Consider the following 22,147-nt stretch of genomic DNA (forward strand, 5'->3'; position numbering starts at 1 on the left):
CCCATGGCGGCACCGGCCCAGCGCTGCAGCACCCGCACCCAGCTGCTGGCGCTGCTGGTGTGCGGGCCCTGGGTCAGCGTCTGGAAGTCAAAGCGGATGCGGATGCGGCCCAGGCGGTCCATGTGGATCTCCTCGGCGCCGCTGGCCTGGGTCAGGCCGTCCGGGCCGACCACGGTGGCATCGAGGGCCTGCAGATCGCTGCCGGCGAGCTGGAACCACTGGCCTGCGGTGAAGGTGCGCACCCTGGCGCGGCCCTGCCAGCGCTTGTGGCGCGCCTCGATGGCCTGCTGGGCCAGCGTGGCGGCGCGCTCGGCCTTGGAGTCCCAGCTGAGCGTCGTGGTGGTGACCGCGGGCAACACCCGCGTGCCGGCACCGAAGTCACTGGCCGGCCGTGGGCTTGCGCAGTTGTAACGGTGGCCGTTGCCCAGTCTGCGCGCAGACTTCCCTTGATGGCACAGCAGCGCAGGGTGGGTCAGAACGCCCCGGGTCTTGGGCGAATGCTTTTGACAACTGCATCCCAAACCGCCAGCGCCTCCTCCTGGCTCAGAAAGCGGCGTGGGTCTTCGGGGTGCTTGTTGATTGGCCAGCCGGTTTCCATAAGCAGCTTGATGGTGGGCAACTGCGGCTTGGCATTGCCGTACAGCTCCAGCTTCGCGTCCAGGATGACGGCCTCGTCGCTCGGGTACAAGCCGACGTATTCCTGCCCGGTACGGCCATCCGCTGAAACTTCAGCGCGGCGCAGCTTCCGAATGCCCGATCCTGCTCCCGCCATGTCGATGGCCCGATCGACACGCCTGAACAGGTCCGAGTGCAGCTTGTTGTCGCGCGGACCGGAGGTCTCGGAACTGAAGCTCAGGCTCCAGGACAGCGCTTCAATACGGGCGCCGCCTTGGAACGACTCCACTTCAAGCGGTGTTCGGTTCAGCAGGCCATCGGCCAGGCAGGCCCCGGGAGTGGTCGGGATGGCTGCAGGTTCGCGGTAGCTGAGGGCTTGGGCGATCTCACCCACTTGTTGCACAACTGTGAGCTGATCTTCGCTTGCAACTCGGTGTGAAATGTGCCATCCCGCACCCGGAGCATGAACAAATGACTCGACCAGGTATGTGAACGTGTCATTTGCCTCCGGTCGGGACACAAACACCATCTGCCGCCCGTCCTCGAACTTGCCGACAGACTTCAACAGCGAGCCCTCCGTCTCGTGCTTGGCATTCCTCAGTTTCGCCGCGTGCTGTTGCAAATGGTGCGCGTAGTTGCCTTCGCTTCCAAATGGAGCAATGCGCTTGATCGCGTTGGAACCCGCAAGCCCGCATGTGGATCGTCGACGTCGTTCAGGGCGTTCTCCAGCCACACGAGAAACGGCGCATAGCTCATCGCGCCGACTTCACCCCAACCGCGCCGGCGCAGTTCCTCGGCTTGTTGAGCCGTGCCCGCCTGCGTGCTGCCGATGGCGTCGGCCAGCTGCACCGTCTGGTGCGTCCTGGCGGCCTGGCTGAAGGTCTTGATGAGGTTCGCCAGCTGGCCCTGCAGCGCGATGCCCGGTGCGTTGTCGCCGGCCGGCTCGCCCGGCTGCGTGCCATAGCTGCTGATCAACACCCCCTGGCCGGCGCGCACGGCCCCGTAGGCCCCGGTGCGCAGCTCAAAGCCCAGGCCTGGTGGATCAGGTGGCCCAGGTTCAGCTGGGTGTCGTACTGGCTGGTGGCCAGCTGGGTTCTGAGCTGCTGGTCGCTGTCGTCGAAGACCAGCTGGTTGTAGCCCCAGCCGCCGTACTCCTTGGTCTTGATGCCCGACAGCGCGGCGGCGTTGGCCTGGCCGCCGGCCTCGACGGCGCCGGCSCCSGCACCGTGCCAGGCCGGGCTGTGSCCGCCCGCGAGGTTGCCCTGCGCGCCGGGGCGGTGGTCGCCGCTTGAGGCCAGCGGGGACAGATCGTCCTGCGCAGCCTGCCCGCCCGGCGTGGGCCGGCGCCCGGCCTCGCCCTGGCCGTTGTACAGCGCGCCCACCACCATGGGGCGYTCGATGTCGCCCTCGAAGAAGTCCACCAGCACCTCCTGGCCGATGCGCGGGATGAACTGGCTGCCCATGGCGGCACCGGCCCAGCGCTGCAGCACSCGCACCCAGCTGCTGGCGCTGCTGGTGTGCGGGCCCTGGGTCAGCGTCTGGAAGTCAAAGCGGATGCGGATGCGGCCCAGGCGGTCCATGTGGATCTCCTCGGCGCCGCTGGCCTGGGTGCCCATGGCGGCACCGGCCCAGCGCTGCAGCACGCGCACCCAGCTGCTGGCGCTGCTGGTGTGCGGGCCCTGGGTCAGCGTCTGGAAGTCAAAGCGGATGCGGATGCGGCCCAGGCGGTCCATGTGGATCTCCTCGGCGCCGCTGGCCTGGGTTTCCCCTTGCGGGCCGACCACGGTGGCGGTGAGCATGCCGGGGTACTCGCGCGGCGGTGCGGGCTGCGGGCGCCAGGGCACCTGGGCACGGATGGCCTCGAAGGTGTTGCCGTAGCCGGTGGCGCGGGCCTGGGCGATGAGGGCGGCCGGCAGGCCCTCGCCGACATCGGCGTGGCCTAGTTGCTGCACGACCTGCTCGGCCAGGCTCTGCGGCAGGTTGTTCAGGCCCGCGTGGGTGACGGCGGTGAGCACGAAGCGCTTGTCCTCTTCGGACTGGCCCAGGGCGTCCAGGGCGTCCATATCGCTCTCGGTCAGCTGGAACCAGTGGCCGGCCGTGAAGCTGCGCACGGTGCTGCGGCCCTGCCAGGTCTTGTGGCGCGCCTCGACCGACTGGCGTTGCAGCAGGGCCGCGCGCGCGGCCTGCTCGGTGTCTGCGTGGGCATAGGCGCCGGGCAGCGCGTAGTCCTGAAGCGCCGGGGCGTTGGCGCCGCCCCAGGCGTGCGCCGTGGGGACCTCGGCGGCCACGGCGCGCTTGGCCTGGTAGTCCCAGCTCAGCACGGTGGTGCTGGCCGAGGGCAGCGTGCGCGTGGCGCCGAAGGCCTGGATGGCGTCCTGGTGCTCCTGCGCCCCGCTGGCGTGGTAGCGCACGCCTGCGCCGCCCAGGGCACTGGCGCTGACGACGTCTTGCTCACAGGCCTCGCGCGAGACGCTGTCGGCCAGCAGCACCAGCGTGCCGTCGGGTGCCACGCGCATGCAGATGCCTTCGCGCGCGAGCAGGCGGGTCAGGAAGGCCAGGTCGCTCTCGCGGTACTGCACGGTGTAGCTGCGCAGGCCGGCGTTGGTGCTCGTGGCGAGGTGCTGGGCCACGCAAGGCGACCAGCGCCACGTGGCTAGCGGGTACAGCGCGAACAGGCTTTCGACGATCTCGGTGACGCTGCGCTCCTGCCAGACCTGGCTGCGCGTGGTATGGGCGAGCAGGGCCAGCCAGGGCTCCACCGTTAGGCAGTAGCGCGCGAAGCCGCCGTCGGCGCTCTCGGCGCGGGCCTCGGTGACCAGGCCACCGCGCGCGAACTCGCTGCCATCGGCCAGCCGGGTGTGCAGCTGCAGCGGCTGGCCGAGCATGGCGTGCGGGTCCAGGCCGACCTGCGTGGACAGGGTGATGAGCTGCAGCCGCCAGGGCGTGTCCAGCGCCTCTTGCAGGCTCCAGGCCTGGACGAGCAGCGCGTCCAGCGATCCATCGCCTTGCAGGCGGTACAAGCGCGTGGTGTCGGTGAGCAGGCGCTGGATCTGCGAGGGGATTGGGAGGGAAAGCATAGGGCTGCGGCGGGCAAAGCGGCCAAAAGTGTATGCGAACACTTTGTTGCGACACCCCAAGTATTTCGTGAATACTACCGGTGGAAGCGTCAGCCGAACCCGTCGATCACCTGCGCCAGGGTCTCGAACGCCGGCCCGATCTGCGCGGGCGGCACGCTGGCATAGCCCAGCAGCAGGCCGTTGCGCGCAGCCCGCGCGCTGCTGTAGTAGCCGCTGAGCGCGCGCACCAGCACGCCGCTTTCCAGGGCTGCCTGGGCCACGGCCAGGTCGTCCTTCAGGTGCGGCAGCGCCAGCACCATGTGCAGTCCCGATTCGCCGCCCAGCACCGGCAGGCGCTCGCCGTAGCGCGCGCGCACCTGGGCCAGCAGCAGCGCGCGCCGCTCGGCGTACAGGCTGCGCTGGTGCGAGGGCGTGCAGATGATGAGCCGCGGTGGCCGCGCGCGCTGGCGCGGCCCTGGGTTCATGCCCTCGGCGTCCACCGGGATCGGCACCAGCTTCAGCCCCGAGGACAGCAGCAGGTTGCGGATGCCCCAGTAACAGGGCTCCTCAACCCAGACCTCGTCGCCCACGTCGCACAGCAGCCGGATCGCCAGGTCCACCGACTGGTGGATGCCGGTGGTCACGATCACCTGCTCGGGCTGGCAATGAGCGGCGCGCGTCACGCGCAGGTAGTCGGCCAGCGCGCGGCGCAGCGGCCGGTAGCCGCCGCCGGGCGCATAGGTCATGAGCTCGGGCCGGATCTGCTTGCACATGCGGTTCTGCAGCCGGTTCCAGGTCTTGAGCGGGAACTCGGTCACGTCCGGCACGCCGGGCATGAAGGCGCCCCATTGCCGCTTGCCGACGCCGGCCATCTCGATGGTGCGGCGCCCGCGCCGCGACAGGCGCTGGTGGTCGCGCAGCGCGCGCCGGCCCGGCCGCGCGCCGCCGTCCAGCACGCCGTGCGGGCTGGTGTCGGCCACGTAGGTGCCGCTGCCGGTCTGCGCGTGCACATAGCCCTCGCCCAGCAACTGCTCGTAGACCTGGGTCACCGTGTTGCGGGCGATGCCCAGGTCGGCGCCGAGCGCGCGCGAGGAGGGCAGCTTCACGCCGCTGGCCAGCCGGCCCGACAGGATGGCCTGCTGCAGCAGCGCCGCCAGGCGCCGGTGGTGGGCTCGAGGTGCGCGCGCAGCTGGGCAGCGAGCCGGTCTACCTCACGTTCGACATCGACGGCATCGACCCGGCCTGGGCGCCCGGCACCGGCACGCCCGAGGTGGGCGGGCTCACGAGCATCCAGGCACTGGAGATCGTGCGCGGCTGCCAGGGGCTGCAACTGGTCGGCGGCGACCTCGTGGAGGTGTCGCCGCCCTACGACCAGAGCGGCAACACGGCGCAGCTGGCGGCCAACCTGCTGTACGAGATGCTGTGCGTGCTGCCCGGCGTGGCGCGGCGCTGAACACCTGCTACGGGCAGCCGGCCGGCACCGCGATCTGGTGCTGCCGCGCCAGCTCCTTGGCGCGCGCCAGCACCCTGGGCTCGGTGAAGCGCGGCCCCAGCACCAGCGCGATGAACTTGTGGTCCACCGGCGCCGTGGCCCCTTCGGCCGCCTGGAACAGCGCGGCCACCATCACCGGGCTTTTGCACGAGACGCGGATCACGTCCCGGTAGTAGGCGCGCCACAAGCGGCCGAACACGATGGGGTTGAGCTCGCGCGTGATGATCCACTCGTCGAACGCGTATTGCCAGTACTTCACCAGGTAGGCGAACTGCGCTGGCTCGGGCATCTCGGTCAGCGTCCAGAAGCGCGCGGGCATGGACGCGCGCAGCGCGTTGAAGCCCACGCGCAGGTTGCGGAAGGTATCGGCACGCGAGGCCAGCAGCGTGAACGACAGGCCCACGAAGGCCACGGTGGCCGAGCAGGCCAGGATCATGGCCGTCAGCAGCGGCAGGCTGAGCCAGCCGAAAAACACCTGCGACCCACCGGCCGGCGCCGGGGCACTGGCGGCGATCTGGGCGATGGCGGGAACGGCGGCCGAAGTCATGGCAGGTGCGTGGAGCGTCCAAAAAAGTGGCCACCAGCGGCCGCTTGGCAGTCATATTAACTGGTTGTTTGTACAGTGTCACGCGTTGGTAAGGCGCCCGATCCAATGCTTACGCGTGGTTGCACGCAGACTGTGCAGCGGCGCCACAGCGTCACGAAACCGCTGTCCACCGGTTGGTCGATCAGGTCTTTCAAATGCATCACCAGGCCGTTGCCGTCCGGGTGCGGCCGGGCGCGCGGCAGCACCCGGCCCTCGGCGCGGGTGGCGCGGATCTGCTCCACGCCCACCTCGTGCAACTTGGCTGCGAAATCGCGCCACAGCTTGCGCGAACCGCGGCCCATGAGGCCGTGGACCCAGACCACATTCGGGCTCTCCCAGTTGAGCGTGCAGACCAGTTGGTAGTCGCTCATGGGCGCTGCGTCGTCCTGCAGGTAAAAGCGCGCGATGCCGGTGGTCGTCCCGGCGGGCATGAACTGGATGCGGATCATGGAGATGGATCGGTGCTGGCGTGGCACATGGGAGATGCCGGCGCGCGTACGGTAGCGAGTCTGGCGCGCGCAGGCCAGCGAGCTCTTGGCAGTTGCGCGGCCTGCGCGTGCGTAGGGCGCGGGTGTGTGCCATTTGTCGCAGACCGCGCAGCGGGCGCGTGCGGGCTTTACGGCGCCACGGCCGCTGCCATGTGGTGCAGCAGGCCCTCGACCAGCACGTTGTGCACGTCCGCGCGCCACACGCCATAGGCCTCGGACTGCGCCGCCACGCCCGCCAGCGGCCGAAAGACCACGCCCTGCAGGGCGCAGCGCTGCATGGCCTGCGGCACCAGCCCCACCCCCAGGCCCTGCGCCACCATGGACACCACGGCCAGCCAGTGCCGCACCTCGTGGCGCACCTCGGGCAGGAAGCCGGCCTGCGCGCAGATCGCCAGGATGCGCTCGTGGTAGTCGGGCGAGGCGGCGCGCGAGAACAGCACGAAGGGTTCATCGCGCAGCGTGGCGGGCGCGAGCCGCTTGCCCGCCGCCAGCGCATGGCCCTGCGGCAGGCAGGCAACGAAGGACTCGCTGAGCAGCAGCCGGGCCTGCAGGTCTCCCGGCAGGCGCGCCGTGTGCATGAAGCCCAGGTCCAGCCGGTCGTGCAGCAGGTCGGTGATCTGTTCGGCCGAGTTCAATTCCATGAGGCTGATGCGCACGCCCGCGTGCCGGGCCTGGAACGCGCGCAGTGCCTGCGGCATGCCGCGGTACAGCATGGCACCGACGAAGCCGATGCGCAGCCGCCCGGCCGAGCCCGCGGCCACGTCTCGCGCCTCCAGCGCGGCCTCCTCGGCCTGGCGCAGCAGCCGGCGTGCCGATGCGCGCAGCGCCTGGCCGGCCGGCGTGAGCCGCACGCCCTTGCTGTTGCGCTCGAACAGCCGCGCGCCCACGGCGTCTTCCAGCTGACGGATCGCCACCGACAGCGGCGGCTGCGAGATCGCCAGCCGCTGGGCCGCGTGGCCGAAGTGCAGCTCGTCGGCCAGCACCGAGAAATAGCGCAGGTGGCGCAGTTCCATGGATACGAATTCCCTATCGATCAAGTCATGAACGATATTGGACACGCATCGTTGCCGGCAGCACCATCGCGTTTTCCCCCGAGCCTTGCACGCAGGAGACCCGCATGAGCCACGCCCCCGCCGCCCATCCGATCCCGGACCGCCACGGCCAGAACCTGTTCACCACCGACCTGGAACTGCAGGGCCTGCTGGCGCTGTACCTGCCTGACGCGCTGCGCCGCCACATGCAGCCCCACTTCGAGCGCCTGGGCGCATTGGCTGGCAGCCGGCTGGACGAGCTGGCCGGCGTCGCCGACCACAACCCCCCGGTGCTCGAATCGCGCACGCGCACCGGGCTGGACGAGCAGCGCATCGTCAAGCACCCGGCCTACGTGGAGATGGAGCGCCTGGCGCTCAGCGAATTCGGCCTGGGCGCCATGTCGCACCGCGACGAGACGCTGGGCTGGCAAGGCAAGATGCCGCCACTCGTCAAGTACGTGCTGACCTACCTCTTCGTGCAGGCCGAGTTCGGCCTGTGCTGCCCGGTCTCGATGACCGATTCGCTCACGCGCACACTCAAGAAATTCGGCGACGTCGAGCTCGTGGCCCGCTACCTGCCGCGCCTGACCTCGCTGGATTTCGACGAACTGGCCCAGGGCGCGATGTTCATGACCGAGCAGGCGGCCGGCTCCGACATCGCCGCCACGCAGACGCGCGCCACGCCGCTGGCCGACGGCAGCTGGGCGCTGACCGGCGACAAGTGGTTCTGCTCCAACCCCGACGCCGATTTCGCGATGGTGCTGGCCCGGCCCGACGATGCGCCGGCCGGCATCAAGGGCGTCTCGCTGTTCCTGCTGCCGCGCCGGCTCGACGACGGCCGGCTGAACCACTACCGCATCGTGCGGCTCAAGCACAAGCTGGGTACGCGCTCCATGGCCTCGGGCGAGATCACGCTCGAGGGCGCGGTGGCCTACCTGGTGGGCGAGCGCGGCCGCGGCTTCGTGCAGATGGCCGACATGGTCAACAACTCGCGGCTGTCCAACGGCGTGCGCGCCGCCGGCCTGATGCGCCGCGCCGTGGCCGAGGCCGAGTACATCGCCAGCCAGCGCCAGGCCTTCGGCAGGCGCCTGGCCGACATGCCGCTCATGCAGCGGCAGCTCGACAAGCTGCGCCTGCCGTCCGAGCAGGCGCGCAGCATGGTGTTCCAGACCGCGCTGGCGCTGGCGCGTTCGGACGCGGGCGAAGAGGGCGCCTACCCGCTGCTGCGCATCCTCACGCCGCTCATCAAGTTCCGCGCCTGCCGCGATGCGCGCAAGGTCACGGGCGACGCCATGGAGGTGCGCGGCGGCTGCGGCTACATCGAGGAATGGGCCGACCCGCGCCTCGTGCGCGACGCGCACCTGGGCTCGATCTGGGAAGGCACCAGCAACATCGTGGCGCTCGACGTGGTCCGCGCCATCCAGCGCGAAGGCGCGCTGGCCGTGCTGCAGCAGCACTTCGAGGCGCTGCTGGGCGACGCCGGCCTGGCGCCGGCCTTCGCGCAGGCACTGCAGGGCGCGCTGGACCGGGCTGCCGCGCTCGCTCAGACGGCTGCGGCTGACGGTGGCCACGTGTTGGCGCGCCAGGCTGCATCGGGCCTGTACCACTGCGTGAGCGCCATCGCCATGGCCCACGAGGCGCAGCGCAGCGGCTCGGCCGACCGGCTGCGCTGGGCCCAGCTGGTGCTGCTGCACCGCGTGCTGCCGCGCGACCCGCTGGCGGTGGGCGACATCCCGGCGGACTGGGCGTTGGCGGCCAGCGCCGTGCCGGCTTGCGCCTGAGACGACTTGAACATCCAGGGGCCGCAGAGCCCTCACCCCAACCCTCTCCCAGGGGGAGAGGGAGCAAGAACCCCACCCGTTTGAATCTGGAGACCCCATGCGCATCCTCGCCACCCTGCTGACCGCCGCGCTGCTCGCCGCCATGCCCGCCGCCCAGGCCCAGTCCTTCCCCGACAAGCCCGTCATGCTGGTCGTGCCCTTCCCGCCCGGCGGCCCCACCGACGCCATGGCCCGCACGCTGGCCGCCGAGATGAAGGACAAGCTCGGCCAGCCCATGATCGTGGAGAACCGTGCCGGCGCGGGCGGCAACATCGGTGCCGACTTCGTGGCGCGCGCGCCGGCCGACGGCCAGACCCTGCTGTTCGGCACCTCGGGCCCGCTGGCCATCAACGCCAGCCTGTACCGCAAGTCCACCTACGACCCGGTCAAGAGCTTTGCGCCCGTGATCCAGGTCGGCCATCTGCCCAACATCCTGGTCGTGCACCCCGGCGTGCCGGCCAAGGACGTGAAGGAACTCGTCGCCTATGCCAAGGCCAACCCCGGCAAGCTCAGCTACGCCTCGTCGGGCAACGGCGCTTCGTCGCACCTGGCCGGCGTGCTGTTCAACGAGAAGGCCGGCGTGGACCTGCAGCACATTCCCTACAAGGGCACGGGCCCGGCGCTCAACGACCTGCTGGGCGGCCAGGTGGCGATGAGCTTCACCGACGTGCTGACCGCACTGCCCTATGTGAAGGCCGGCAAGCTGCGCGCGCTGGGCATCGCCACGGCCACGCGCTCGCAGGCGCTGCCGCAGCTGCCCACCATCGCCGAGCAGGGCGTACCGGGCTACGACGTGAGCGTGTTCTTCGGCATCGTGGCGCCCGCCGGCACGCCGCCCGAGCGCATCGCCAAGCTCAACCAGGCCTTCGTCGAGGTGCTGGCCAGCCCCAAGGTCAAGGAGCTGTTCGCTGCCCAGGGCCTGGAGAGCGCACCCGACCATGCGCCGGCGCAACTCGCCCGGTTCATCGTGGCGCAGAAAGCCAGCTGGGCCGGCGTGGTCAAGCAGTCCGGCGCGCAGCTCGATTGAGCGGCCGCGGCACTCGGTTACCCTGCGGATTCGTTCGTTTTCTACTTCCCGCCAGATGACTTTTTTCAGCAACGAAGCCCCCGACACCCTGTTCAGCCTGCGCATGCCCATGGTCCAGGCCTTTGGCCTGCAGGGCGTGCGCATCGGCGATGACCAGGCCACGGTGTTGATGCCGGCCAACCCGCTCCACACCAACAGCCGCGGCGACGTGCACGGCGGCGCGTTCGCGGTGCTGATGGACTGCGTGCTGTCGTGCGCCGCGCGCGCCCACGAGCCTGCGCGCTTCGGCGTCATCACGGTCGACATGTCGCTGCACTACGTGGCCGGCACGCGTGGCGACGTGGTGGCCACGGCCCGCTGCGAGCGGCGCGGCAAGTCGCTGTGCTTCGTGCGTGGCGAGGCGCACGATGCCGATGGCAACCTGCTCACGCTGGCCACCGGCACGTTCAAGCTCGTCGAGCGGCAGCCACCGGCCTGACCTTTCCCCGGAGAACCCCATGACCACTACCCCCGGCGCGCTCGCGGGCATTCGCGTGCTCGACCTCTCGCGCATCCTCGGCGGCCCGTACTGCGGCCAGATCCTGGGCGACCACGGCGCCGACGTGCTCAAGGTCGAGCCGCCCGGCGGCGACGACACGCGCACCTGGGGGCCGCCGTTCCGCGAGGGCGTGGCGTCCTACTACCACGGCCTGAACCGCAACAAGCGCATCCAGCACCTGGACCTGACCACGCCCGAGGACCGCGAGAAGCTGTTGGCGCTGGTGGCGCAGGCCGACGTGCTGGTGGAGAACTTCAAAAGCGGCACCATGGAGCGCTGGGGCATTGGCTACGCGCAGCTGTCGCAGCAGTTCCCGCGGCTGATCTGGGCCCGCGTCTCCGGCTTCGGATCCGATGGCCCGCTGGGCGCACTACCCGGCTACGACGCCGCCGTGCAGGCCATGACCGGCATCATGAGCGTGAACGGCGAGGCCGATGGCGGCCCGCTGCGCGTGGGCCTGCCGGTGGTCGACATGGTGACCGGGCTGAACGCCGTGATCGGCGTGCTGCTGGCGCTGCAGGAGCGCCACAAAAGCGGCAAGGGCCAGTTCGTCGAGGCCGCGCTGTACGACAGCGGCCTGTCGCTGCTGCACCCGCACGCGGCCAACTGGTTCATGGACGGCCGCGCGCCGCGCCGCACCGGCAATGCGCACCCCAACATCTACCCCTACGACGCGCTCGCCACCGGCACCGACCCGATCTTCCTGGCCGTGGGCAACGACCGCCAGTTCGCCGCCTTCTGCCGCGTGGTGGGCGTGCCCGAACTGGCCGAGAACCCTGACTACCGCGAAGCCGGCGGGCGCTCGGTCCACCGCGACGCGCTCAAGGACAAGCTGCAAGCCGCCATGGCCGGCCTCGACGGCCGCCAGCTCGTCGACGACCTCATGGCCGCCGGCGTGCCGGCCGCCCCCGTGCTGCCCGTGGACGCCGCGCTCACGCATCCGCACACGGTGCACCGCGGCATGGTGGTGGAGCTGGAGGGCGGCTATCGCGGGCTGGGGTCGCCGGTGAAGCTGAGCCGCACGCCGGCGAGTTATCGGCATGCGCCGTTGACGCCGGGGGCGCAATTCGAAGGGACGTGAAGGTCCGTCAGGGCCGGGCCAGCCTGTCGCGGCCCGCGGCCCTCGCGGCCAGCGATCGGATGGCGGCCGTCAGGGGGCCCGCCTTCTGCATGGCGGGTTGCTCGATGCAGCGGAACGTGCCGTAGCAGGCCACGACCAGCACGGGCGTCAGCGCGAGCACCGTGCCCCAGTGCGCCACGGCGGAAAGTTGCCGCGCACCGTCGGGGGCCCGCAGCATCTGGAACGCGAGAAAAAGCATGAGCCCATGCAGCAGGTAGATGCTGTAGGTCATCTCGCCCAGCAGCCGCGACGTCGGCAGGCGCAGCAGCCCGAAGACCGCACACCCGCCGGCGATCAGGACGAAGGCGCACGCCAGCAGCAGCATCGCGGACGGTGTGTAGGCGTTGGGGAAGAGCACCACCACCGCCGCCAGCAGCCCGACCACCACGCACGACGTGAGCCGGTGCCGGCACAGTGCCACGAACGCCTGTTGCCGGACCAGTACCGCCGCCGCCATACCACCGCCGAAGGCGCACAGGTGGAGCAGGACCGGCTGCCACTTCAACAAGCCCAGGAGCGACACGAGCGACAGCACGAGCGCGGGCCACGGAGCGCGCCGCCCGGCCAGCAGCGCGATCACGGGCAGTGCCAGGTAGAAGAACCATTCGTAGGGCAGAGACCAGGTCACCCCGGCCGTCAGCAGGCCGGTGCCGCTCAAGCGGTTGATGTCGGGGCTGCCGAGCACCGTGAACGTCAGCCACCGAGCGGTGTTGCTGGCCAGCTTGGCGACGGGTTCGTGCAAGGTCCAGTGCGAGGCGTGCATCACCAGCAGCAGCACGAGCGCGATGGTTGCGAAGTAGAGCGGCGCCAGCCGCAGCAGGCGCCCGACGTACAGCCGCGTCCAGTCGATGGGCCTCGTCGCCGCGTCCAGGACCTTGGCGTAGAACAGCAGGCCGGTGATCATGAAGAACACCGCCACGCCGCTCTGCCCCAGATGCGTGTACAGGTGGGAAGGCGGCACACGCCACTGGCCGGTGCGGACATAGAAGTACCAGATGCACGCATGGTGCAGGAACACGAACAGCGCCAGGTAGCCGCGCAATCCGTCGATCGTTTCGAAGCGGTTGGCGCTCGGCAGCGGCGGGCCCAGCCGACGAATGGCCGCGCACGTTGCGTACGCGACAAGCGTCACGGCGATGACGGGCAGTGGGCTGGTGGCGTCCATGGTGATTCGGCTGGCGATGCGGGGGATTCGGCGCCGGGCAGCCGGCGCCGGATTGTGACGTGTCCACCGTGCCTTGGGGCAGTCTTTGCGTGCAAGCTGCGTGGCCAAGCCGGCCATCCGCTCATCGTCCGCGTCCTGGTCGTGGGCCGGCCGTGCCTGCGTGGTGGGGGCGCGGGCGGTGGTGATGTTCGGGCTGCACCGGGCGGCGGCGCGGATGCGGCGGGCCTGATCGTGATCAGTGGGGCTGCGTCGCCGGCAAGGCCTGCCGCAGGGCGGCGCGTTCGCGTTCGCGCGTGCCCCCGCGCAAGCCCTGGGCCACCCAGCCGGCGCGCGCCAGAGCGGCATCGTCCTGGGCCGCCCGCCGGCGGGATTCGGCCTCGGGGTTGTGCAGCATGGCCGCCAGCCACACGGCCTGCGCCGGCGCCAGCCGCCGCGCGCCGCGCCCGAAGTGGTGTTGCGCCGCGGCTTCGGCGCCGCACACGCCGCCGCCCCAGGGCGCGTTGTCCAGGTACAGCTGCAGGATGCGGGCCTTGCCCAGCGTCTGCTCCATCTCCACGGCGTAGAGCAGCTCGCGCAGCTTGCGGCTGGCGCTGCGTTCATCGCCGGTCACGAGGCGCTTGGCCAGCTGCTGCGTCAGCGTGCTGCCGCCGCGCTGCACCTCGCCGGCGGACCGGTTGGCGTGCAGCGCGGCCTGCAGCTCGCGCAGGTCGTAGCCCGGGTGTTCGAAGAAGCGCTGGTCCTCGGCCGCCAGCACGGCGCGCGCCAGCCAGTCGCTACGGCGCAGCCCGCTTGCCGGCCCACAGCTGGAGGCCGCGTGGGCCAGCACCTCGGTGCCCAGGCCTTGCACCGTGAACCCCTCGACCTGCGGCACCAGGCGCAGCGCGCCGGCCGGCAAGTCCCAACGGGCCTGCAGCGCGACGGTGCCCGTGATGCGTGCCTGGCGCAGCTCGGGCAGTTGCGGGGCCAGCACGGCGTAGGCGTCGGCGATGGAGGTGTCGGGCAGGTGGGCGCGCAAGGCCACGCCGCCGCCCTGCAGCCGGCCGCTGAACCAGGCCTGCAGCCGCGAGCCGTCGGCCGCGCCGGTGCTGGCGCGCAGCGTGCCGTGCAACTGCTCGAAGTCGCGGAACACGGCCAGGTCGAGTTGCGGGACCTGCACCGGGTCGCTGCCCAGTGCCGGCACCCGCACGCGGCAAGGCGCGCACTGCAGGTGCAGGCTGCGGTCGGCCGCCATCCATTGCAGCCGCACGGGGCCCCAGCGCGTCTGCAGGCGCAGGCCGTCGAGCCAGTACGCGAACGGCGGTGCGGTTGCCACGCGCAAGACCTGCAGCACGCCGACCTGGGTCGACCACGGGCCGATGCGCAGCGGCGCCGCCCATTCGCCGGGCTGCGGCGCCAGCGCGCGCACCACCAGCGCGCCGGCCAGCAGCGCCGTGAGTGGCAGTGCGAGCACGCAGGCCAGCAGCAGGCACAGCGCGCGGGGCCGGGTCACGGAAGCGCTCCGCGCGCCAGCGGCACGGCAGTGGTCACGGCCAGCCAGGGGCCGGTGGACTGGTCGCCCAGCGCGGCCCAGTACCAGGCCGAGGTGTCGGTGAAAGCCTGGCCTTGCGCATCGGTGATGCGCTCGCAAACGCGTAGTGGCGCAGCGCCCGCCCGCGTGGCGACGAAGCAGCGCCAGCGGCGCTGCTGCGCGTCGTCTTCGAGCCGGATGTCGTCGATGCGGTAGCCCAGCGCGCGGTAGCAGTCCACGGCCGGGTGCAGCATGCGGGTGGGCGCGTTGACATGGCGCATCACGAGCACATGGCGCTCGTCGGTCAGGCGCGCAAGTTGCCCGGGGAATTGGCGTGCGAAGCGCTGCTCGACAGGGCTCAGGGCCAGCGGGCGCAGCGCGGCGCCGTCCCATTGCGTGGGCCATTCCCAGGCCGCCGCGTGGGTGGGCTGCGCGTCGGCAGGCCACAGGGCCTGGGCCAGCGACCACACGGCGCACAGGCCCAGCGCGGCGGCGAAGGCCGTCTTGTGCAGCACGCGCTGCACGAAGCGGTTGGCGAACAGGGTTTCAAGCCGCGTGGGCATGGCGGGCTCCCGGGGTGAAGGTGCAGGAAGAACGGACCGGCCGCGCCATCCACCAGGCGATGGCGCCGCACACGGCGGCCAGCACGGCCAGGCCCAGCGCCTCGTGGCCCCAGGCCGGCAGCGGCCGGCCCGCGCCTTCGGCCGCCACCAGCAGGCTGTTGCGCACGATGTTGCCGGCCAGCACCGCCAGGCCCACGCCCGGCAGGCGCGCCAGCACCGTGCGGTCCGCATGCCGCGCCCACAGTGCCACGGCGCAGGCCGTGAAGTAGCCCAGCCAGACCATCTGCACGCCGGAGCAGGGCGCGTCCACGATCACCAGCCGGCCGTCGACCAGCAGGGTGCTGCCCTGGCGCCAGACCTCGAAGGCCGGTGCCAGCAGCCAGCGCGAAGCCTCGGCCGTCAGCACGCGCAGCGGGTAGCCGGCATAGAACTGCAGCGACGACAGCAGCGGCAGCGCCAGCACGGCCAGGCCCAGCACCGGCGTGGCCGCCACCTGGCGTGGCAGAAAGGCCAGCAGCCCCGCCGCCAATGCCAGCACGGCCAGCAGGCTGGCGAGCAGCGGGGCGATGGGGCCGCGCGCCACGGTGGCGGCCAGCGTCAGCAGCAGCGCCGCGCCCAGCCATGCGAGGGCGGGCGAGGCGCGCAGGCTGCGGCGGTGCACGCCCACCAGCAGCGCCAGGCCGGCCAGTGCCAGGAGGCCCAGCGGGTCGTCCGACCCATCGGCCAGCCGGCGTGCCATCCAGGCCCAGGCCGGCAGCAGGGCCAGGGCCTGCAGAGCCATCCAGCTCCAGGACGGCAGCCGATCGATGGCAATGCCCCAGCGCACGAAGCGCGGGTTGCGAACCAAGGTGTGCGAGTTCATGCCGTGAACCTCCCGGCCTTGGCCCGCCGAGCCCGCCGATGCAGCATGGCCAGCATCGACAGCACCAGCAGCACGGCGCCCAGCGTCTCGGGCTCCGGTGTGCTCGGCACCTCGGCTCCGGCGACCACGGTGGCCGTCTCGCCCACGGCCAAAGCGCTCACGCCCTGTGGCAACGGCTGCGGCTGCTGCACGCGGGTGCTGTCGGCCGGGTTGGGGTTGCGCACCACCTGGTCCACGGCGATGAAGCTGGTGTAGGGCGTGAGCAGCGTGTAGCGCAGGCCCAGCTGCGTGATGGCGCTTCGGAACGCGTCGCCGCCTTCCAGCGCTTCCTGGTCGGACAGCTGCGCGATGCGATGCCGCGCCCACAGTGCGGGCAGGGCAGCGCCTTGCGCGTCCGGCATGGCCGGCACGTCGATGGCCTGCTGCCAGGGGCCGGCGGCCGTGTGGCCTTGCACCAGCAAACGGCCTTGCGGCTGGCCGCGCCACTTGCCGAACACCAGCACCGGGCGCTCGCCCAGCACATCGGGCTGCACGGCCGGTTCCAGGTCGTACACGTCCAGTCCCTCGAAGCGCAGCTTCACGCTGGTCAGCACGGGCGACTCCACCATCTGGCGAAAGCGCGCCGCCTGCTCGGGCGCCTGCACCGGGTCCGTGATGATGAAGGGCTCGCCGCGGCCGGCGCGGGCCAGGCCTTCGATCAGCGCGCGGTTCACCGACGAGCCGATGCCGAACGCGAACAGGTTGGCCTGGTCCAGGTGCTTGCGCACGAGCGCGAAGGCTTCCTGCTCGACCGTCACGTAGCCGTCGGTCACGACCACGATGCTGCGCGACACATCGGGCGCCTTGGGCTCGGCGTAGACGCGGCGCAGCGCGGGGATCAGCTCGGTGCCGCCGCTGCCCTGGGTCTGGCCCAGCGCGGCCAGCGCGCGCTCGATGTTGGCCTGCGTGGCCGGCACGGCCTTGGGCGCCAGCATGCGGCTGCTGCCCGAGAACAGCAGCACGTTGAAGCGGTCGCTGGGCCGCAGGCCACCGATCAGGCGCTGCAGCATGGCCTTGGCCGTGTCCAGCGGAAAACCGTGCATGGAGCCCGAGATGTCGACCACGAAGATGTATTCGCGCGGCGCGATCTGCGTGGCGGCCACGGCCTTGGGCGGTTGCACGAGCGCGAGGAAGAAGTTCTCCGCATCCGGCCCCTGGCCCTGCGACAGCATCAGGCCCGCGGCGAGCTGGTCGCCGGCCAGGCGGTAGTCGAGCACGAAGTCGCGGTTGTTCGCAGGGCCGCGGCCATCGGCCAGCTGGATGGTGGCCTGCGTGGGCTGGTCAGCCGACTGCTGCACCTCGATGGCATGCGTGCGCGAGCGGATGTCGTGGATCGCCAGCGGCGCGGCGATCCTGGCCTGCAGTGTGAACGCGCTGGCAGGCGCCTCGCCCTCGCGCAGCGTGGGCTGCGCGGCCCAGGCGTTGCGGCCGTCGGCCGTGGGCGCGCCGGCATAGCGCGGGCCGACCACGGTGGGGAAGACGAACGCATAGCGGCCGGCCTCGGGCAGCAGCAGCTCGGTGTAGCGCAGCTCCACCTGCACCTCGTCGCCGGGCAGGATGTTGGCCACGCGCATCTGGAACACGTTGGGGCGCTGTTGCTCCAGCAGCGCGGCGGTCTTGCCTTCCTGCCTGGCGGCGGCGTATTCGATGCGCGCCTGCTGCTTCTCGCGGATCTGCGCCGTGATGAGCCGGTCGGCGATGCGCACCTGCATGCCGCCCACGGCCGCGCGCGTGGAGCCCGGGAACACGTAGTCGGCCTCGATGGCGCGCTGGCCCTCGTTGCGGTAGTGCTGCGTGACGCGCACCTCGGCGATCACGCCGGAGACCTGCACGTCCACGGCCGTGCGCTTGAGCGGCAATGCGTCCACGCCGGGCAGGCCGCCGCGCACGAAGAAGTAGGGGCTCTCGGTCTGCTGGCGCGGGCCGGCGTCGATCGCGGCGGCAGGCCGGTGGGACAGGGCGGCGACGACGGCCAGCGCCATCGTGGCGGCCCATCGCCAGGCGGCGCTTCGGTTGGTGGACATGGTGGCGGTCACTTTCTTTTCGCTGGGTGCTGGCTGTGCGACGGTGCACGGTGGCAACTTTCGGCGGCGCCTGCGAAGCGGGTGAGAAGTGATCGCGGCTGTGTGAAGCCTGTGTGAAGTCCGGGCGAAAAAAAAAGCCCGCGCGGTGCGGGCAGGAGGCTAGATGCAGGTCGGGCTACTTGCCGTCGCGGTCCGAATCGCCGGGCACGGCACGCTCGATGGCATCGCTCACGCGCTGCCAGGCGTCGCGCGAGGCATGGCGTGCGTGCTCCCACTCCAGCGACGAACGGCCCCGCGCGCTGCTCCAGTCACGGCTCAGCTCTGGTTCCACATCGTCGAACGAGCGGCCGGCGTACTTGCCATACGCCGTCGCGCCGTGCATGTAGGCGGGGCCGTAGTCGTCGTAGCTGCCGCCGCTGGCGTAGGGCCGGCCGCTGTAGTTGTCGCGCCAGTAGGCATCTTCGGCCGCGAGGTCGGCGGTCTTGGACAGCCCCTTGCCCGCCATCGCGCCCACGGCGGCGCCGATCACGGCCCCTGCGGCGATGCCCACCGGCCCTGTCACGCCGCCGATGGCCGCGCCCGCGGCCGCACCGCCGGCCACGCCACCCGTCATGCCGCCGACTGCGGCGCCCAGGCCCGTGGCGGTTTTGTCTTGGTCTTTCATGTGTGTCTCCTGGCAAAGTTGAAGATGGTTGACGTTAGGGTCCGCCAGGGAGTGGAGATGCCGGCAGTGTGCCGACCCAGATGTCGGCCAATGCGCCGGCTGCATTGACAATCGTATCCATGTAGATACAGTTCGACCATGTTCACGGTGCAGCAGACGCAGGGGTTTCAGGCGTGGCTTGATGGCCTGAAAGACGTCAAGGCGCAGCTCCGCATCGTTGCCAGGCTGCGTCTGGCCGAAGCCGGAAATCTCGGCGACTGGAAGTCGGTGGGCCACGAGATTTCAGAAATGCGTATCGCGTTCGGTCCTGGCTACCGCCTGTATTGCACGAAGCGCCAGAACATCCTCGTCGTCATGCTTGCGGGCGGCGACAAGTCCACACAGGCAAGAGACATCAAGCGGGCACAGAAAATCCTGCAGCAACTGGAGCTTGAATGATGGTGACCTCCAAGACGAAGCCGAAGCTTCTTCCCTTCGATGCCGCGCGCTACCTGACCGACGACGCCGCCATTGCCGAATACATGACGGCCGTGCTTGAAACCGAGGATACGGATCTGCTGCTGCTCGCGCTCAGTGATGTGGCGCGCGCCAAGGGCATGGCGCAGGTGGCCAAGGATGCGGGCTTGGGCCGGGAAAGCCTGTACAAGGCCCTGGCCCCAGGCGCCAAGCCGCGGCTGGACACCATCCTCAAGGTGGCGCGTGCGCTGGGGGTTCGATTCACGGCGCACCCCATCTGAGGCGTGGTGAAGCACGATGTCCAAAGTGACCAAGCGGCCAACCATCGTCATGCCGACTGTTGCCGAAGACCGCGCCATCACGGAGACGGCCAAGGCCGACCCGGATGCGCAATCTCTCACGCCGAAGCAGTTGCAAGCCATGACCCCGCTCAAAGCGGTGCGCGGCCGTCGGGGGCGCCCGCCTGCGCGCGCGATCAACTCTGGATCTTGAGCTTCGGAATCAAGTCCTTGTAGAACGCCCGGTCGCGGTCGATGGTCTGCTGGAAGCCGGCCGCATCGGCATAGGCCAGCCCCAGGTTGGCCTTGGCCAGCGTGTCGCGGAACCCCTGGTCCTCGGCCACCTTGCGGGCGACGTCGGCCAGTGTGGCCACCACGTCGGACGGCGTGTCCTTGGGGGCGGCCAGGCCGCGCCACACCGACACCGTGAGGTCGATGCCGCGCTCCTTGAGCGTGGGCACGTTCTCGAAGCCGGGGTTGCGGATGCGCTGGTCGGCCATCAGCGCCAGCGTGCGCAGCTTGCCGGCCGCCACGTGCTGGGCCACCTCGCCCGGGCTCACGGTCACCGAATCCACATGGCCGCCCAGCAGCGCCAGCACGGCCGGGCTCGCACCCAGGAAGGGCACGTGGTTGAACGCGATGCCGGTCTTGTCGCTCAGCGCCGCGGCCGCGATGTGCCAGATCGAGCCCGGGCCCGCGTTGCCGATGGTGACCGGGTCCTTGCGCTTGCGCGCATCGGCCAGGAACTCCTCCACCGTCTGCCAGGGCGCGTCGGCGCGCACGGTGATGGCCGAGGGGTCGGCGTTGAGCCGCGCGATGGGCCGCACGTCGGATGCCGTGTGCTTGGTGATGCCCAGGTTCGGGATGATGGTGATCTCGCAGATGATCAGGCCGATCTTGTAGCCGTCGGCCTTGGCGTTGATCACCTCGGCCGTGCCGACCGAGCCGCTGGCGCCCGGCTTGTTCATGACCACGATGGGCTGCTGCGGCAGGTAGCGCTTGGCGGCATCGGCGAAGGCGCGGCCCACGATGTCGGTGCCGCCGCCGGCGGCAACCGGCACGATGAGTTCGATCGGGCGGCTGGGGTAGTCCGCGGCGTGGACGCCGAAGGCCGGTGCGCCGGCCAGCGCGATGGCGCCGGTGGTGGCGAGGAAATGGCGGCGGTTGCCTTGCATGGGCTTGTCTCCCTGAACGATGGTGAATGGAATCAGTAGGTGGCGCGGCCGCCCGAGAGGTCGAACACCGAACCGGTGGTGAACGAGTTCTCGCTCGACAGCAGCCAGGCCACCATCTCGGCGACCTCGGTCACCTCGACGAAGCGCCCGCGCGGGATCTTGGACAGCATGTAGTCGATGTGCTGCTGCGACATCTGCTCGAAGATCTTGGTGCGCGCGGCGGCGGGCGTGATGGCGTTGACCGCGACATTGTGCTGCGCGGTCTCCTTGCCCAGGCTCTTGGTCAGCGCGATCACGGCCGCCTTGGACGCGCTGTAGGCCGCGGCGTTGGGGTTGCCCTCCTTGCCGGCCACCGAGGCGATGTTGACGATGCGGCCGTAGTTGCGCGCCACCATGCCGGCCACGATGGCGCGGTTCACGTGGAAGGTGCCCGTGAGGTTGACCTCGATCACGCGGTTCCATTCGGCGGCGGGGTAGTCGGCCAGCGGCGCATTGGCCCCGGCGATGCCGGCGCTGTTGACCAGCATGGCGACCGGGCCCTGCTGCGCCTCGCTGGCGCGCACGGCGGCTTCCACGGCCGCCAGGTCGGTGATGTTCACCTGCTCGGTGTGCACGCCCTCGCCCAGGGTGCCGCGCGCATCGCGCAGTGCGGCGGCGTCGGCATCCCACAGCGTCACGCGCGCGCCGCCGGCCAGCAGCCGCTGGGCGATGGCGTAGCCAATGCCCTGGGCGCCGCCGGTCACGACGGCATGGCCGCCTTCGTAGTCGTACTGGATCATGTGGATTCCTGGTGTGGTCAGGCCTGCGCCGTGGTCTGTTGCTGTTCGCCCAGGCCTTCGATGGAGAGGCGCATGGTCTGGCCCGCGCGCAGATACACGGGCGGCTTGCAGCCCATGCCCACGCCGGGCGGCGTGCCGGTGGAGATCAGGTCGCCGGGCTGCAGCGTCATGAAGCGGCTCAGGTAGGCGATCAGCTGCGGCACGCGGAACACCATGGTGCGCGTGTTGCCGTTCTGGTAGCGGTGGCCGTCCACGTCCAGCCACATCGGCAGCGCGTGTGGATCGGGGATCTCGTCGGCCGTCACCAGCCAGGGGCCGATGGGGCCGAAGGTGTCGCAGCCCTTGCCCTTGTCCCAGGTGCCGCCGCGCTCCAATTGGTAGCTGCGCTCGGACACGTCGTTGACCACGCAGTAGCCGGCCACGTAGTCCATGGCGTCGGCTTCCTCGACGTAGCTGGCGGTGCGGCCGATCACCACGCCCAGCTCCACTTCCCAGTCGGTCTTTTCGGAGCCACGCGGGATCAGCACGGTGTCGTTCGGGCCGACGATGGCCGAGGTCCACTTATTGAAGATCACCGGCTCGCTGGGCACGGGCATGTTGGACTCGGCCGCGTGGTCGGCGTAGTTCAGGCCGATGCAGACGAACTTGCCGATGCGGCCCACGCACGGCCCCAGCCGCGGCTGGCCCTCCACGCGCGGCAGCGTGGTGGGGTCTAGAGCGCGCAGGCGCTGCAGGGTGGCGGCGTCCAGCGTGGCGCCATGGATGTCGTCCACATGGGCGGACAGATCGCGCAATGCGCCGGACGCATCGAGCAGCCCCGGCTTTTCCTGGCCGGCGGGGCCGTGGCGCAGCAGTTTCAAGG

Annotated in this window: 22 protein-coding genes and 2 pseudogenes; 8 read left to right on the top strand and 16 right to left on the bottom strand. The window is 70.7% G+C overall.

Going from position 1 to position 22,147, the window contains the following annotated elements:
- The 4 genes and pseudogenes from ASF43_RS25145 to ASF43_RS25165 all read right to left on the bottom strand — a co-directional run.
- Positions 1–356 (bottom strand): hypothetical protein (locus ASF43_RS25145; RefSeq protein ID WP_056187504.1); only part of this gene is annotated, 356 nt, incomplete at its 3' end.
- Positions 357–472: 116 nt separating this feature from the next.
- Positions 473–1,237 carry a T6SS immunity protein Tli4 family protein gene (locus ASF43_RS25150; protein ID WP_056187507.1) on the bottom strand — a complete coding sequence of 255 codons (765 nt, stop codon included), beginning with the start codon at positions 1,235–1,237 and terminating at the stop codon, positions 473–475.
- Positions 1,213–3,692 (bottom strand): annotated as a pseudogene (locus ASF43_RS31850) (type VI secretion system Vgr family protein). Before ASF43_RS31850 ends, ASF43_RS25150 begins: the two are co-directional and overlap by 25 nt.
- Before the next feature lie 89 nt (positions 3,693–3,781).
- A complete protein-coding gene (locus ASF43_RS25165) occupies positions 3,782–4,828 on the bottom strand; it encodes a PLP-dependent aminotransferase family protein (RefSeq protein ID WP_156373520.1) in 1,047 nt (348 codons plus the stop codon).
- Between the two features lie 17 nt (positions 4,829–4,845).
- On the opposite strand from ASF43_RS25165, the pseudogene ASF43_RS31000 reads away from it, so the two are divergent.
- A pseudogene (locus tag ASF43_RS31000) lies at positions 4,846–5,124 on the top strand (arginase family protein); the annotation flags it as partial.
- A gap of 7 nt (positions 5,125–5,131) precedes the next feature.
- On the opposite strand, the gene ASF43_RS25175 reads toward ASF43_RS31000, so the two are convergent.
- The 3 genes from ASF43_RS25175 to ASF43_RS25185 form a co-directional block, all read right to left on the bottom strand.
- Positions 5,132–5,710: a hypothetical protein gene (locus ASF43_RS25175; protein WP_056187517.1), complete on the bottom strand. Its 579-nt coding sequence runs from the start codon at positions 5,708–5,710 to the stop codon at positions 5,132–5,134.
- A 56-nt stretch (positions 5,711–5,766) separates the two neighbouring features.
- The gene (locus tag ASF43_RS25180; protein ID WP_056187519.1) at positions 5,767–6,198 is read right to left on the bottom strand and encodes a hypothetical protein; all 432 of its coding nucleotides are present in this window, start codon (positions 6,196–6,198) and stop codon (positions 5,767–5,769) included.
- Between the two features lie 167 nt (positions 6,199–6,365).
- Entirely contained in the window at positions 6,366–7,250 is an 885-nt protein-coding gene (locus ASF43_RS25185; RefSeq protein WP_056187521.1) for a LysR family transcriptional regulator, read from the bottom strand.
- Positions 7,251–7,354: 104 nt separating this feature from the next.
- On the opposite strand from ASF43_RS25185, the gene ASF43_RS25190 reads away from it, so the two are divergent.
- The 4 genes from ASF43_RS25190 to ASF43_RS25205 all read left to right on the top strand — a co-directional run bounded on the left by ASF43_RS25190 (position 7,355) and on the right by ASF43_RS25205 (position 11,734).
- A complete protein-coding gene (locus tag ASF43_RS25190; protein ID WP_056187524.1) occupies positions 7,355–9,049 on the top strand; it encodes an acyl-CoA dehydrogenase family protein in 1,695 nt (564 codons plus the stop codon).
- A 97-nt stretch (positions 9,050–9,146) separates the two neighbouring features.
- Complete coding sequence (locus ASF43_RS25195) at positions 9,147–10,115, top strand: tripartite tricarboxylate transporter substrate binding protein (RefSeq protein WP_056187527.1); 969 nt, start codon at positions 9,147–9,149, stop codon at positions 10,113–10,115.
- 55 nt (positions 10,116–10,170) lie between these two features.
- The gene (locus ASF43_RS25200) at positions 10,171–10,593 is read left to right on the top strand and encodes a PaaI family thioesterase (protein ID WP_056187530.1); all 423 of its coding nucleotides are present in this window, start codon (positions 10,171–10,173) and stop codon (positions 10,591–10,593) included.
- Positions 10,594–10,612: 19 nt separating this feature from the next.
- Positions 10,613–11,734, top strand: coding sequence for a CaiB/BaiF CoA-transferase family protein (locus ASF43_RS25205; protein WP_056187532.1), 1,122 nt, complete (start codon positions 10,613–10,615; stop codon positions 11,732–11,734).
- Positions 11,735–11,741: 7 nt separating this feature from the next.
- Here the strand turns inward: ASF43_RS25205 and ASF43_RS25210 are convergent, their stop codons facing one another.
- The 6 genes from ASF43_RS25210 to ASF43_RS25235 all read right to left on the bottom strand — a co-directional run bounded on the left by ASF43_RS25210 (position 11,742) and on the right by ASF43_RS25235 (position 18,597).
- On the bottom strand, positions 11,742–12,938 hold the full coding sequence (locus ASF43_RS25210; RefSeq protein WP_056187534.1) for an acyltransferase: 1,197 nt from the start codon (positions 12,936–12,938) through the stop codon (positions 11,742–11,744).
- A 235-nt stretch (positions 12,939–13,173) separates the two neighbouring features.
- Positions 13,174–14,427 carry a biosynthetic peptidoglycan transglycosylase gene (locus ASF43_RS25215; protein ID WP_056187536.1) on the bottom strand — a complete coding sequence of 418 codons (1,254 nt, stop codon included), beginning with the start codon at positions 14,425–14,427 and terminating at the stop codon, positions 13,174–13,176.
- Positions 14,424–15,008 (bottom strand): hypothetical protein, encoded by a 585-nt coding sequence (locus ASF43_RS25220; protein WP_056187539.1) that lies wholly within the window; start codon positions 15,006–15,008, stop codon positions 14,424–14,426. The genes ASF43_RS25215 and ASF43_RS25220 overlap by 4 nt, the downstream gene beginning before the upstream one ends.
- Positions 14,992–15,870, bottom strand: a complete 879-nt coding sequence (gene xrtQ / locus ASF43_RS25225; protein ID WP_056187542.1) for an exosortase Q — start codon at positions 15,868–15,870, stop codon at positions 14,992–14,994. The genes ASF43_RS25220 and xrtQ overlap by 17 nt, the downstream gene beginning before the upstream one ends.
- Positions 15,867–17,933 (bottom strand): VIT domain-containing protein, encoded by a 2,067-nt coding sequence (locus ASF43_RS25230; protein ID WP_156373522.1) that lies wholly within the window; start codon positions 17,931–17,933, stop codon positions 15,867–15,869. Before ASF43_RS25230 ends, xrtQ begins: the two co-directional genes overlap by 4 nt.
- 175 nt (positions 17,934–18,108) lie before the next feature.
- Positions 18,109–18,597, bottom strand: coding sequence for a hypothetical protein (locus tag ASF43_RS25235; protein ID WP_056187547.1), 489 nt, complete (start codon positions 18,595–18,597; stop codon positions 18,109–18,111).
- A 138-nt stretch (positions 18,598–18,735) separates the two neighbouring features.
- Between ASF43_RS25235 and ASF43_RS25240 the strand changes: the two genes are divergently transcribed.
- From ASF43_RS25240 to ASF43_RS30180, 3 genes are read left to right on the top strand one after another with little or no spacing between them, the layout of a single operon-like run.
- Positions 18,736–19,035 (top strand): type II toxin-antitoxin system RelE/ParE family toxin, encoded by a 300-nt coding sequence (locus ASF43_RS25240; protein ID WP_056187550.1) that lies wholly within the window; start codon positions 18,736–18,738, stop codon positions 19,033–19,035.
- Positions 19,035–19,334, top strand: coding sequence for an addiction module antidote protein (locus ASF43_RS25245; protein WP_056188521.1), 300 nt, complete (start codon positions 19,035–19,037; stop codon positions 19,332–19,334). Before ASF43_RS25240 ends, ASF43_RS25245 begins: the two co-directional genes overlap by 1 nt.
- Before the next feature lie 16 nt (positions 19,335–19,350).
- Positions 19,351–19,545 carry a hypothetical protein gene (locus tag ASF43_RS30180; protein ID WP_082498166.1) on the top strand — a complete coding sequence of 65 codons (195 nt, stop codon included), beginning with the start codon at positions 19,351–19,353 and terminating at the stop codon, positions 19,543–19,545.
- On the opposite strand, the gene ASF43_RS25250 is transcribed toward ASF43_RS30180, so the two are convergent.
- Genes ASF43_RS25250 through ASF43_RS25260 form a run of 3 tightly spaced genes read right to left on the bottom strand, consistent with a single transcriptional unit; the run spans position 19,529 to position 22,145 of the window.
- The gene (locus ASF43_RS25250) at positions 19,529–20,506 is read right to left on the bottom strand and encodes a tripartite tricarboxylate transporter substrate binding protein (protein WP_056187553.1); all 978 of its coding nucleotides are present in this window, start codon (positions 20,504–20,506) and stop codon (positions 19,529–19,531) included. The genes ASF43_RS30180 and ASF43_RS25250 overlap by 17 nt on opposite strands.
- A 32-nt stretch (positions 20,507–20,538) precedes the next feature.
- On the bottom strand, positions 20,539–21,285 hold the full coding sequence (locus tag ASF43_RS25255) for an SDR family NAD(P)-dependent oxidoreductase (RefSeq protein WP_056187556.1): 747 nt from the start codon (positions 21,283–21,285) through the stop codon (positions 20,539–20,541).
- A gap of 17 nt (positions 21,286–21,302) precedes the next feature.
- Positions 21,303–22,145: an ureidoglycolate lyase gene (locus ASF43_RS25260; protein ID WP_056187559.1), complete on the bottom strand. Its 843-nt coding sequence runs from the start codon at positions 22,143–22,145 to the stop codon at positions 21,303–21,305.
- Between the last annotated feature and the right edge of the window lie 2 nt (positions 22,146–22,147).

Source organism: Pseudorhodoferax sp. Leaf267 (genome assembly GCF_001422405.1).
Lineage (GTDB): Bacteria > Pseudomonadota > Gammaproteobacteria > Burkholderiales > Burkholderiaceae_C > Pseudorhodoferax.